Raw genomic sequence first — 12,904 nt, forward strand, 5'->3', positions numbered from 1 at the left:
GTGTCAACCTCCTTTTTCCACAAAGGTTTCTTTTATTTTCACGTACTTGCCGTAAGATTCCACAATAGACTCGAGAGCAACGACCATTCCTTCCAGCAGAAGCTGGACCTGATCGTTCCGCACGGAATCGGTGCTAGTCGGAGTCACAACCTTGAGCATACCCGATTTGTCCGCTGCATCGGGCACAAGCCCCGTAAGCTTCTCAATCGCGTTAACTGCTCCGATCGTTACCGCCGATACGCCGGCGCAGACGATGTCTTTGCCAGGATCGTCGTAAAAAGCATGTCCCGATACGGTAAAGCTTATAATTACCCTCTCAACGTTGCGCACGATCGTTATCGCGATCATCTTGGCTGCCTCTTATGCCTTAATGTTCTCGATCGTCACTTTCGTGTACGGTTGACGATGGCCTTGTTTGCGCTTGTAGTTTTTCTTTGGTTTGTACTTGAAGACGATAATTTTCTCGCCTTTCACGTGTTGCTCGACTTTGCCCGTTACGGACGCGCCGGACACCATTGGGGATCCTGTCGTCAAGCTGCCGTCTTTGGAAACGGCCAACACGCGGTCAAACGTGATGCTTTCGCCTGCTTCAGCGGAAAGTTTCTCGATGAAGATAACGTCGCCTGCTTGAACTTTGTACTGTTTACCGCCAGTTTCAATAATCGCGTACATCTGGTGCACCTCCTCATGTCTAAGACTCGCCTCATAGGGTGCCGGTTGCCGCAGCGTAAGCCAGCCAGGGCAGCGCCGGTCTTGTCGACCCGGTGGAGTGCGGTTGTAGCCTGCAAAATCTTCAGATTGCACGCACCATGATATTCTAGCATATCCCACATTTGATTACAACACTTTCGTTACCGGACATATATTTTACCTTTGCCCTTGCAAGAAGCGCATGTTTCGTAGAAGAAATTCATGGCATTTTCCCGAGCCTTCTTGCGAGTTAACTCCATCAAGCCGAGCCTTGTCCAACCAACGACTTGGCATTTCGTGCGATCCCGCTTGATCGTCAACTCAAGCCGTTGCGCGATCTGATGGCGATGCTCCTCGGTTTCCATATCGATAAAATCAACGATGATGATACCTCCGACATCCCGCAGCCGCAATAGTCTGGCGACCTCATCCGCTGCTTCCATATTCGTCCGGAACACAGTTTCTTCAAGGTCGATGGATCCCGTATACTTGCCGGTATTCACATCGATAACCGTTAAAGCCTCGGTCTGCTCCCAGACGAGGTATCCCCCGCTTTGCAGCCAGATTCTCGGCTGGAACGCCCGATCCAATTGCTCCTTGATGCCATATTTATCGAATAAGGGCTGAGATTCGCTGTAAAGACGCACCTTCTCTTCCAATGCCGGTGCCGTCTGCCTTAAATACGCTTTGGCTTCCTTAAGGCTAACTTCGTCATCAATAATAAGCTGCTCCGTATCCGGCGTGATGACGTCCCTAACCATGCGCTCTACAAGTCCGGAATCCCTATGGAGTTCCGATGGCGCATCCGCTTGCTTGCTTCGCTCAATAATGTTGTTCCAGGCTTGGCGCAAAGTATTAAAGTCCTCTTCAAGCGCTTCGCGGCTTTCGCCTTCCGCGTTCGTTCGCAGGATTACGCCTTCCCCTTCGATCCGAATCGCTTCGGCCAATCCTTTTAACCGGCTGCGTTCCGACTCCTGCTCGATCTTCTTGGAAATTCCGATATAATCGGCACTTGGCATATAAACCAGCCAACGGCCGGGAATCGAAAAATGGGTAGTCACCCGCGCTCCTTTGCCTCCGAGAGGCTCCTTCATAATCTGAACGAGCAGCTCGTCCCCGGGTTTCAACAGATCGGAAATGGCTGGCTTCTCCTTCGGCTGCTTGTCCAGATGCGGGTGAAGCGCGTCGTCTACGTATAGAAAGGCATTCTTTGATAAGCCGATATCGACAAAGGCAGCTTGCATGCCCGGCAACACGTTCACGACGCGGCCTTTGTAGAGGTTGCCGATCAGCGATGTTCCTTCCATCCGTTCCACGCTGAACTCCGTCAGCCTTCCGTCTTCCAATAGCGCCGATTGGGTAACATTTTGCGAACAATGGATAAACAGCTGCTTCATGCAAACCTCCCACGAGATGCTATTTTCTCCATTTTACATGAAAAACCGCAAATCCGCATTCCCTGATGTCAAACGACCGAGAAATCCGTCGATAATCGTCTTTTCCGGCACCACTTTGCCAATTTTCCCTTGTTTCATGACATAGACTAAATGATACTGCTCCTTCATGAACAGTTTGATAATATAGGATAACGGACGATTTTCGGCAATGACGATCGGTCGGGAGAGCATGCCGCGATCCATGCGTTTCTCCGATCTTTCGCTCCGATGTACGAGGAACCGCAAAAACACGAAGGGGATATTGCGAAAATAAGTCCAATTCGAAGCGCACAAAAAAACGCCAACCGCCAACAGATTGAGGTGAAGCAAGCCGCCATTCAACAGAGGATATAAAGAGGCGACGACGATTAATCCGCTGAAAGCCAAGCTGATCTTGGCGCTCCACATCAACGTGCGGTGAAAGGGCACTTGAAGGCTAATCCAAGCTTGCAGCATCCGACCGCCGTCTAACGGCAGAACGGGCAACAAATTAAAAAGGCCGATCAGCGCGTTGGCACGCACAAAATCGTCCGACCAGCCCTTATCGATCCATCCGGCTTGCCCCAACAGATAACCGACGGTCGCAAGGATAACGTTCTGAACCGGACCGGCTATCGCTACCCACACTTCTTCCCTAACCGGCAGCGTTCCCGCTTCCTCTACTTCGACGACTCCGCCGAAGGGAAGCAGTTTTACTTCTTTGACCGTCCATCCGTAACGCAATGCGGTTATAAGATGACCAAGCTCGTGCCAAAGCACAATAAAGAACAAAGTCGCCAAATCCGCGAATCGGCCTGTCAAGATCGAGGCAATCATCACCAGGACGAATAACGGATGAAGACGGAAGATGATCCCCCGCCATTTAATCAAAGGAAACCACGCCCGCGGGGTCTAAAGTCTTCCCATTTTGTTGGACGGCAAAATAAAGCACCGCTTCCTCTCCGCCGCCTCCCGTTGCTGGCAGTTGCCCCAGTTGTTGCCCCGTTTCTACCCAGTCATTCGGTTTGACCAATGCTTTCTCCAAATTACCGTATACCGTCAAAATCCCATTCTCATGCTGTACGAGTATGGTCATGCCGCCATCCTGGTCCTCGGTTACTTGTTGCACGCGCCCTGTATACATAACAAAGACGTCACTACCGCCTTTTGCTGCAACCTTAACCCCGGCCCTGTTCTGGGCAAAGCTTTGAACGAGCCTTCCATGAACGGGAATAGCCGTTTGTTTCGGAGTCAACAAAGCGGACACTTCCTTCGTATCCGTCCCGTTCCGATTAAACGGGAGAAAAGAGGGGGTACCTCCGAAAGTTTCGCCGTACCAAGCTTCAATGGCTTGAAAGTCCATATCCCGAGTCACCGAAGACACCATCCAATTGCGCGCTTCCCCGCTTCCCGGCAATTCAAGCTTAAGCCATCCCCAAGCCGCCGCGAACAATAATCCGGAGACAACTAAACGAAAAATAAAGCCTCGAATCAGCTTGGCAAAGTCAAAGCTGCGCGTTGGATCATCTACCCGATTGGACGATGTCGGAGATAATCCTTTCACCCCTTGCCATCCTCCGTGTCCGGATTTCAGCTGCTTCTCCCGCTCCTTCCACCACAACTCGGGATCGGCAGCCGGAGCAAGCGGGGGAATTGCCGGATTTGGGCTTTGACGTTGGGTCTCCGCTTTGGGAGGCAGTACGTTAGAGTAGTCTGAGCGGAATGTTTCCGCCTTTGGTTGTACTGGATTCGAATCAAAGCGAGGGAACCCAGCTTGGATGCGATCCGTACCAGAAGTTTCCTGGGTGTTGACCTCCGCCTTAGCGGGTTCCTCAGAAGCACGCTGCCCGATCAACTGCTGAATGCGTTCCCGCCTACGCTCACGAACATTATCCCGTATTTGCATCGCAAGCCCTCCTTGTCCGCTTTCTCTTACTAACTTATGGCGGACAAGCGGCGATTAGACCTTGAGGAGCCTCGACGAACAGGGTAGTTTCGGCTCACATAAGCGGATGACCTGCGGTTGATTGCTCTCTATAGTCGGTTTTTCCAACTATGAGCGCGTGGTTGGTATGCGGCAATGCGTTATAGTCGGTTTTTCCGACTTTAAGCGGAGGATTGGCAGCTGATTGGCTTCTCTTTCGGCGGCTATAGTTCGGCCAAACCGGACTGCGCGCCGAAAACAAAGAAAAGGAACAGGTCAAAAAGCCTGTTCCATCTTTACTCCCCACCCAATCACTAATTCGCGAATATAGAGGAGAGGGTAAGAGGGTGTCTCCTGGAAGAGCGAAGCGTCCGCCTTTGTAAACCCTTTGCCACCTTTTTCCGAGTTTATCTATTCAGGCAAAGGGTTTACAACAAGCGGCTGGAAGGAGACACCCTCGTCCCTCATCCCCATTTTCGCGCCTCTCCGCTCTATTCGCAATTACGTGTCAATCTCATACTTTTCCTGATAAGCCCGAATACTAAAAATTAGCCCGATTGACATCATGTTAAGCAGCAGGGAAGTACCTCCATAACTAATAAATGGCAAAGTAATGCCCGTTATCGGCATAATCCCGATCATCATGCCTATGTTCTCGAAGATCTGAAACACCATCATCGATGCAATTCCAATAATGATGAAAGAGCCTCGTAAATCGTAACACTGGTATGCGATCAGGATCATCCTGTAAATAAAGAGGAAGTACAATAGCAGCAACAAAGCCGCGCCCTGAAATCCGAACTCTTCTCCGATAACGACGAATATGGAATCGGAATAAGTGTACGGGATGAACTTACGGTTTTTAGACTCCCCTTGCAAATAGCCGTCCCCAGCTAACCCGCCCGATCCAATGGCAATCTTGGCGTACTCCGATTGGCGGCGATCATCCGCGGACGCTTCCTCGGGATGGATATACGTATTGATACGCTCGTACCAGTGGACCTTATGATGACCCTCCAAGTAATCGCGAATTTCCGTATTATACGTATTGAACAGGGTCACGAAAAGCATTAATCCGCCCACGACCACGGCTAATCCAATCATCACGTACGTATAGCGAACATTTCCAATCCACAGCATGCCTAATACGATAAAAATATAGATAATCGCATTACCCAAATCGGGCTGAATCATCACTAGCATGAAAGGTATCATGGCGAAGAACGCGACGAGCATGACGTCGCTGCGCATTTTCAGCGGATCGCCCTGACGTCTCCCCATCAATGCCGCGACGGTAATAATAAGGAACAGCTTCATAATTTCCGCCGGTTGGAAGGACAGTAAACCTAAATTAAACCAGCTGCGGGCTCCATTGGTCTCTTTTGCCAGGAAAAAGACAAGCACAAGTAAAATCAAACCAATGGCATACCACACGTACCAAACCTTTAATAAAAGCCGATAATCCACCAACGTCGCTAAGATGACAACTAAGAAGCCAGCCCCATAGAAAATAAGCGTCTTGATGTCCAGATTCTGATATTGAGGCAGGGGATTATTATACGTTGCGCTGCGAACGAGTACCGTGCTGATTCCCATAAACAAGCCAAGGATAACCAGCATCATCCAGTCCATTTTCTTTAATCGGTTTATCAAGCTCCGATCATCCCATTCCGAAAAACTTCTTTACTTTGCGAAACATTCCCGACTTCTCTTCTAGCTGTGATAAAGGCACCGTCTCTCCTAATATCCGTCTCGCAATGTTGCGATAGGCAATGGCTGCACGGGAATTCACGTTCATGACCGTAGGTTCCCCAAGGTTCGCCGCTCGAATGACAAGCTCGTCGTCCGGAACGATGCCGATCAAATCGATGGCCAGCACCTGACAAATATCTTCTATTTCCAACATGTCGCCGTTTTTCATCATGTTCGGACGAATGCGGTTAATGATTAGCTTGGGTGACGGAAAATGGCTCTTCTCGAGCAGCCCGATTACGCGGTCCGCATCTCTAACCGCGGCATTCTCGGGTGTTGTGACGACGATTGCTTGCGATGCACCCGCAATCGCATTGCGAAAGCCTTGCTCGATCCCTGCCGGGCAATCGATAATAATATAGTCAAAGTCAGGCTTTAAGCTTTCGATAATTTGACGAACCTGCTCCGGAGAAATATCGTTCTTATCCTTCGTCTGTGCCGCAGGCAGCATGTATAGCTCGTCGAAGCGCTTGTCTTTAATGAGTGCTTGGTTGACTCGGCAGCGGCCTTCGGCCACGTCGATGAGATCGTAAATGATTCTGTTTTCCAGACCCATCACGACATCGAGGTTGCGCAAGCCGATATCGGTATCCACCATACATACCTTTTTCCCCATAATCGCCAAAGCCGTACCTAAATTGGCTGACGTCGTCGTTTTGCCGACTCCGCCTTTCCCCGAGGTGACTACGATCGCTTCTCCCATGATTCTACACTCCTTTGAACTGCATGACTTCCTTGCGTTGACGGCTTAAACCCGTCATTTTATCAATCGCCATCGTACCTTCCCGTAAGAACGCATATTCCATCCAAGGCTCCGCGGACGTCCATTCATCCGGCGGTCGGCTAATGACATCCGCGATGCGAAGTTGGGTCGGCTTCATCAAAGATGCGGCAATGATCGCTTCCCCATCGCCATCAACCCCTGCATGAACGGTTCCCCTAAGCGCTCCCAGAACGTAGACATCCCCTGTACATCTTATCGTACCTCCGGGGTTCACATCGCCAAGCAGCAACAAATGCCCCTCGAATTCCAGTGTTTGTCCCGACCTTACGATACCAGTGATCGTATGTAAACTAGGAGCAATCTTAAGAGTCGGATCTACCGTCGGAGGATCGCTTTCAATCGACTGGATCAATAAATTCCCTTGTCTGCGCAAGATAGACCGAATTCGTTCCTTGTCTTCTTCTTCCAGTTGCCTAGCACCGAGTTTGATGAAGATATGAACGATTGGACCGGTGAATTGCTGAACGTGCTTGTCCAATTTGGCATTCAGTTCATCTAAGAGGGTCACAAAGTCGCATTGGTCATCGAGCAGAAACACGAGTCCATCTTTAGTACCCTTGATCGTTATGTGCGATTTGCCGGTCACTTTGTCCGCTCCTCCCTACGGTAAATGAAATTCTGCTTGATGAAGCCGAATTCCTGCCTGTCAGGTTAAACGGTGCTTATTCCGAACCTTCTTCTCCCGAAGAAAGCGACTGTTTAACCAGGAAGCGGCGGACTGGAACATACAAGAGGAGTGCAATCAATAATTGAAGCAGCGCGGTCGGAGCTATTTGCCAATAAAAGGCATAAGCATACTGCAGCTCGGTAATTTGGAACAGTTTATAAATCAAATAAACAATCGTATCTAGCAGCACGCCGCCTATTAAGACAACCCAAACGAAAAATCCAATCGTAAAATTTCTGTATTCCGATGCAAGCCCTGCCATGTACCCGAGCAATCCCATTCCAAACCCATAGGGCCCGATTAAGTGGCCGTAAGCCAGTATGTCCTGAAGCAAGCCGAAGCCAAGTCCGAACATAAACGCCTTATGGCGTCCTGTGAATCCTGCAACGTATAAGGTCATAATAAAGCATAAATGCGGGAGCAGCCGTTCGCTCCAAGCGGATGGAACTAGCCAGGGAAAGACGGAATTCTCTATTACTACTAGAAACATCGCGAACAAGATTACCCGGTTGATTCGCATGTTCACGGCTCTTTCACCTCGGGGACGACTATCACCATTACTTCTCTTAAATGATCGAACTTCGCAGCAGGTTTAATGATGGCCGTATAGGTCAAGCCAAAATCGCCAACTTGACTGCTTTTGACTTCACCTATAATGATCCCTTTGGGAAACAGGCTTCCGATCCCAGATGTGATAACCTTGTCTCCGTCGGCGGGTTTATCACGCTCGTCAATCTTCGTCATTTGCAGCGTTCCGGTTACGTCGTCATATTCTATGATTCCGAAAGATTCAGGCTTGCCTAAGAACGTAGCGGATACCGGAGTTCCTTTGGATGAACTCGGATCCAAATCCGTAATAAGAGTTACTGTGGAGGTAAAGGTTTTAACTTTGCTGACTAAACCAACTAGACCGTCTACCGTCCTAACGGCCATTTCCGGTTTAATGCCGGCCCTTGAACCCAAATTAATTGTGATTGTCTTCTCATATGGATTAGAAGTGCTACCAACGACTTGTGCGACCAAATAGCGATATTTGTCCATCTTCTTCTGCTCTTCGGTAAAATGGAGATCTTCCTTCAACTGCTTGTTTTCCGCTTCAAGAAGGTTAAACCGGATTTGATCCTGCGTATATTGGGCTACGGTTTGCTTAAGTTGCTCATTCTCCTTATACACGTCGGAAAGCCGGCCGAGGTCGCGGAAAAAATCCGCGACCGCTCCGACCGGCCGGTACAAAGTTCCTTGCACAGTCCCAAAGGCATCGCTCAAAAATTTCTCCGGCCAAGTCAGGCGAGTTCGGCCTAAGGTAAATCCCATGAGAGCAATAAACAAGATTAGCCCGATCATAAGGATGAACAGACGTTTATTGCGCATTAATCGAAAAATCCCACTCACCTGCTTTCCCGTCCTATCGATCAGCGCCCAATTCTTCTAGCGGCCGGATCGGGAGGCCCCGCCTCTGGATTTGAAGAGATGGATGTTATCGAGCGCTCTTCCTGTACCGATCGCTACGCAATCTAACGGATTCTCGGCAACGATGACGGGCATCCCCGTTTCTCTGGATAACATCTTATCTAAATTACGAAGCAATGCTCCGCCGCCCGTTAATACGATGCCGCGATCCATAATATCCGCCGAAAGCTCTGGCGGACATTTCTCCAAAGTTACCTTGACGGCGTCGATAATCGAATTGACTGTATCCGACAGCGCTTCGGTAATTTCATCCGAGGTGATAGCCAGCGTCTTAGGCAAGCCGGAGACAAGATCGCGTCCGCGAATTTCAATGGATTCCATCTTCTCTAGCGGCATAGCCGAGCCAATCTCCATCTTTAACTGCTCGGACGTTCTTTCTCCGATCATCAGGTTATACAACCGTTTGATGTATGCGATAATCGCATCATCCATCTCATCGCCGGCAATGCGGATGGAACGGCTCGTAACGATGCCTCCGAGCGAGATAACGGCCACTTCCGTCGTACCGCCGCCGATATCGACGACCATACTTCCTGTCGGCTCCCATACCGGCAAATCAGCTCCGATCGCTGCCGCAAAAGGCTCCTCAATAATATAAGCCTCCCGTGCACCCGCTTGCTTAGTGGCATCCTCAACGGCGCGTTTCTCTACGGCAGTAATGCCGGAAGGCACGCAAACCATGACGTTGGGATGGCGAGGGAACAACGTCCGCGGTTTCTGCGCTTGACGAATGAAATATTTAATCATCGTTGCCGTTGTTTCAAAATCAGCGATAACCCCATCCTTCATAGGACGGATAGCAACTATGTTACCCGGTGTGCGGCCGATCATTTTCTTGGCATCCGAACCGACTGCTTCGATTTTTTTCGTATCGGTACGGAGGGCGACCACGGACGGTTCTCTGACTACGATCCCTCTGCCTTTGACATAAACCAACGTATTTGCCGTTCCAAGATCGATACCCAGATCTCGTGTAAATCCTCCTACCATTCTGCTACCTCCTGCTTTGACCGCGACTGCTATGTTGACGCCGTAAACGGGCCATCAGTCGTCGGGACAATCCTTATTATTATATTACAAGCAGCCCATCTCCTTCAAACTGATAAAGCGATTGTCACCTATTACCAAATGATCTAATAATTCAATCCCGATCAATTGTCCGGCTTCCCCTAATCGCTTCGTAAGCTGAATGTCTTCCACGCTTGGAGTCGGATCGCCGCTAGGGTGATTGTGAGCGCATAGTATGGATGCGCTGCTGCGCCGTATCGCGGCACGAAACACTTCTCGCGGATGGACGATAGAAGCGTTTAAGCTTCCAATGGACAATGTTTGACGGCCTATAACTTGGTTTTTGGTATTTAGAAACAAACAGACGAAATGCTCTTCTCTTTGATGCCTAAGCTCCTCCATGAGCAGATCCGCCCCGTCCTGGGGACAATTGATCTTTACCATTTCCGGCAGCCTCGAACGCGCTACCCTCCGTCCAAGCTCAAGCGAAGCTTGCAGCTGAAGAGCCTTCGCCGGCCCGATACCGCGTATGAGGGTAAGCTCTTCCCATTTACTCTCGGCCAATCTCCGCAAACCCCCGCTTTCGTTCAGAATGCGCTGGGCAAGGTGTACGGCGGACTCGTTCGAATTTCCCGTGCGGAGAAGAATGGCGAGTAATTCCGCATGGCTTAGCGCCTCTGCTCCGTGTTGCTGCATGCGTTCCCGCGGTCGGTCCTCGGACGGAATCTCGCGTATGCGAAAGGATCGTTGCTCCAAAACGTTAGCCTACCTTCAAAAGCCGCGTCGGCCGCGGGAATGGCTTAGTCATTCAAGGAACCGTAACGTCGAATTGCTCGAGCATAACGGCAAGGAGAGATACCGGTAATCCCACAACATTGAAATAACAACCTTCAATAGACTCGACAAGCAAAGAACCAATCTCTTGAATGCCGTATGCCCCGGCTTTGTCCATCGGCTCGCCGGTTGCGACATATCGGGAAATCTGGTCAGCAGTCAAACTCCTCATCTTAACCTTCGTTATACGATGGGAAGTAACGATCCTCTCATCGGATACCCGTAAACAAGTCACCCCGGTATAAACCTCATGTAACTCGCCCGCAAGCCGCTCAAGCATCTGCTCCGCATCCTGCACATCTCTAGGTTTTCCCATCACTTTGCCATTCAACACAACAATCGTATCGCTTCCCACAATAATGGAAGAAACGTCGTCCGGGCTTTGAAGTTCCTCTTTAACGGCAAGAGCCTTGCGTAAGGACAGCCCCTCTACGATCTGAACAGGAGACCAATGATCCGGCGTGTCTTCATCCACTCTGCTCGGTAAAATCCGAACCGGGAGACCCAGGAGCGAAATGAGTTCTTGTCTGCGAGGAGAAGCTGAGGCGAGTATAAGCTTGGGGCCGTTAGATGAAACGGATTGCATAAACAAATACTTCCCTTCGAATTACATTTTGCGGTACAGCCATATCGCTATAATAGCGCCGATCACGCTAAGCAAGCTAAAGTTCACGTTCAAATTCAGACTGTAGCTGATAACCGACAAATCCGCGGCAGGCGACCAATTCAGCTTGATTGCTCGGGTCAAAAAGGTAAGGCCCGGAACCTCCTTAAGCCATATGGCGACCAATGCGCCGGCAAGCATGCCCAAAAAAATGAACAAGAGAAGAATCCAACCGTTTTTCTTCATATTTCATCGTCTCCCACCATTTTTTGACACCCGTCTATTCATTATACGTTTCCCGGACAAGTCACACAATGCATAAAACAAAGACAGCCCCTAGGAAGCAGGCTGCCTCAGTTCTAAAGTCCCAGCAAGTCTATGGAGTGCATTATCCGTCTACCTCAGGCTGCAAAACCAAACGTAAATGCCGGTCAGCCAGCAAGGCTTTCATAACGGCAGATTGAGCGGTCCACAAGTGAGAACGAGAAGGCTTGCGATTAAATTCCGTTACGGAGAGAACTGCGGAATTCAAAGCTTGTACGATTATTTTCCCATCCTCTGCAGTCTTTCCATCCAACTTATCTACAGCCGCAACCGTATTTAGCCATTGCTGGTGAACCTCTTGAAGCGATGCTTTGTTTGCTGTATCCATCTTCCGAGGTTGTTTATCTTGCAATGCGGTACCCGTTAACTGAGTCAGCGTCCGCGCCAATTGCGCGGTTGCATTCATAAACGGAGCCAGCCCTTCTGGAAGCGTTTCGGAGGAAACTGTTACCGGTTCTCCTTCCAATGGCTTTACGTACACTTCGATACCGGACATCTGGGCGGCAAGCGCTTCTGCTTCATCTCGAGTCATGGCGGCTCCGACGTATACTCGATATCCATCGCTAGTCTCGGTAGCGGAAGCTAGTCCTTTATCCTGCAACTGATTAACCGCCGTTTGCATACTTTCCTTGCTTTGGAAAACTCCGTACTGAAGCATGTAATAAACATCAGCCCGCACTTGCGCTATGGAGTCTTTCCCCCCGGTTCGACCGGAAGTCTCGGAAGTAGCGGCAGACTCAGGAGAAACGGCTGCCCCCGTTCCTTTCGGTATCGCGTTCGTCCCATTAGTCGAAGGAGTTGCGGACTTTCCGGGTGAGGCTTGGACGGGAAGCCCGGGGCCAGCTCCGGATTTCCCCGGAAACAAAGGTTCACCCGTAAATAAGCTCAGCACCAGATAACCAAATAACGCTCCGGTTGCAACGGCTGCCGTTACGGAAAGGAATACCCTCGACCAGGAAGGTCCCTCGCTCGTTCCGGTCGTTCGATTTAACCAGCTTGTCCCCGGCAACCGTCCCTCATATTCATTATCGGATATTTCACTGCTCCATTTATCGTCAGACGGTTCATCGTAGGCAACGTCCTTTAATATCGGATAAGGCGCTTGAATATGCTTTTCTAGTTGACGGGCGTTAGCTTGTACGATTACAGGCGGAACGGACCGCTCTACGAATTCTGTTTTGCGTATGATGTCCTCCAATGCATGGATATCATCTTGGTAAGGACTATTCAACGATGTAAAGCCCAGTTCGGGAAGAGCTTCCTCCTCGAGGTTAAGCTTCTCGGCGGCAGCGATGGATTGCCTTATCGGCTTCTTAGGCTCAGTCGGCTTAGGCGGTTCGAAACGAATGGTCATCCTAGCTTTTGATTGCATGCTGCGTCTCCCCTTGTCCCTCAATCTAGTAATTAGAATATGAGAGTAGAGAGAGAATTA

General features: G+C 50.0%; 15 protein-coding genes. All 15 read right to left on the minus strand.

Translation table 11 applies throughout. The annotated features are described in order from the left end of the window. Positions 1-3: 3 nt before the first annotated feature. The 15 genes from K7P76_RS12880 to K7P76_RS12950 all read right to left on the minus strand — a co-directional run bounded on the left by K7P76_RS12880 (position 4) and on the right by K7P76_RS12950 (position 12,844). Positions 4-348 (minus strand): ribosomal-processing cysteine protease Prp, encoded by a 345-nt coding sequence (locus K7P76_RS12880; protein WP_232185711.1) that lies wholly within the window; start codon positions 346-348, stop codon positions 4-6. Positions 349-360: 12 nt separating this feature from the next. After that, entirely contained in the window at positions 361-672 is a 312-nt protein-coding gene (gene rplU, locus K7P76_RS12885) for a 50S ribosomal protein L21 (protein WP_232185712.1), read from the minus strand. Positions 673-851: 179 nt separating this feature from the next. Next, a complete protein-coding gene (locus K7P76_RS12890; protein WP_232185713.1) occupies positions 852-2,087 on the minus strand; it encodes an Rne/Rng family ribonuclease in 1,236 nt (411 codons plus the stop codon). Positions 2,088-2,120: 33 nt separating this feature from the next. Next, on the minus strand, positions 2,121-2,996 hold the full coding sequence (locus K7P76_RS12895; protein WP_232185714.1) for a M50 family metallopeptidase: 876 nt from the start codon (positions 2,994-2,996) through the stop codon (positions 2,121-2,123). After that, entirely contained in the window at positions 2,989-4,011 is a 1,023-nt protein-coding gene (locus tag K7P76_RS12900; protein WP_232185715.1) for a M23 family metallopeptidase, read from the minus strand. The genes K7P76_RS12895 and K7P76_RS12900 overlap by 8 nt, the downstream gene beginning before the upstream one ends. Before the next feature lie 519 nt (positions 4,012-4,530). Then, the gene (locus K7P76_RS12905) at positions 4,531-5,682 is read right to left on the minus strand and encodes an FtsW/RodA/SpoVE family cell cycle protein (RefSeq protein WP_232185716.1); all 1,152 of its coding nucleotides are present in this window, start codon (positions 5,680-5,682) and stop codon (positions 4,531-4,533) included. Between the two features lie 7 nt (positions 5,683-5,689). After that, on the minus strand, positions 5,690-6,484 hold the full coding sequence (gene minD, locus K7P76_RS12910) for a septum site-determining protein MinD (RefSeq protein WP_232185717.1): 795 nt from the start codon (positions 6,482-6,484) through the stop codon (positions 5,690-5,692). A 4-nt stretch (positions 6,485-6,488) separates the two neighbouring features. Further along, positions 6,489-7,151: a septum site-determining protein MinC gene (locus tag K7P76_RS12915; RefSeq protein WP_232185718.1), complete on the minus strand. Its 663-nt coding sequence runs from the start codon at positions 7,149-7,151 to the stop codon at positions 6,489-6,491. Between the two features lie 76 nt (positions 7,152-7,227). After that, entirely contained in the window at positions 7,228-7,752 is a 525-nt protein-coding gene (mreD, locus tag K7P76_RS12920) for a rod shape-determining protein MreD (RefSeq protein WP_232185961.1), read from the minus strand. Positions 7,753-7,754: 2 nt separating this feature from the next. Next, positions 7,755-8,603, minus strand: coding sequence for a rod shape-determining protein MreC (mreC, locus tag K7P76_RS12925; RefSeq protein WP_232185719.1), 849 nt, complete (start codon positions 8,601-8,603; stop codon positions 7,755-7,757). 57 nt (positions 8,604-8,660) lie between these two features. Continuing rightward, on the minus strand, positions 8,661-9,692 hold the full coding sequence (locus K7P76_RS12930) for a rod shape-determining protein (RefSeq protein WP_232185720.1): 1,032 nt from the start codon (positions 9,690-9,692) through the stop codon (positions 8,661-8,663). 84 nt (positions 9,693-9,776) lie between these two features. Continuing rightward, positions 9,777-10,466 (minus strand): RadC family protein, encoded by a 690-nt coding sequence (gene radC, locus K7P76_RS12935; RefSeq protein WP_255678504.1) that lies wholly within the window; start codon positions 10,464-10,466, stop codon positions 9,777-9,779. Between the two features lie 52 nt (positions 10,467-10,518). After that, complete coding sequence (locus K7P76_RS12940) at positions 10,519-11,130, minus strand: Maf family protein (protein ID WP_232185721.1); 612 nt, start codon at positions 11,128-11,130, stop codon at positions 10,519-10,521. 21 nt (positions 11,131-11,151) lie between these two features. Beyond that, on the minus strand, positions 11,152-11,394 hold the full coding sequence (locus K7P76_RS12945) for a DUF4321 domain-containing protein (protein ID WP_232185722.1): 243 nt from the start codon (positions 11,392-11,394) through the stop codon (positions 11,152-11,154). Positions 11,395-11,536: 142 nt separating this feature from the next. Further along, positions 11,537-12,844, minus strand: a complete 1,308-nt coding sequence (locus K7P76_RS12950) for an SPOR domain-containing protein (RefSeq protein WP_232185723.1) — start codon at positions 12,842-12,844, stop codon at positions 11,537-11,539. Positions 12,845-12,904 lie beyond the last annotated feature (60 nt).

Source organism: Cohnella silvisoli, assembly GCF_021190915.1.
In the GTDB taxonomy this organism is placed as follows: Bacteria; Bacillota; Bacilli; order Paenibacillales; family Paenibacillaceae; genus Cohnella; species Cohnella silvisoli.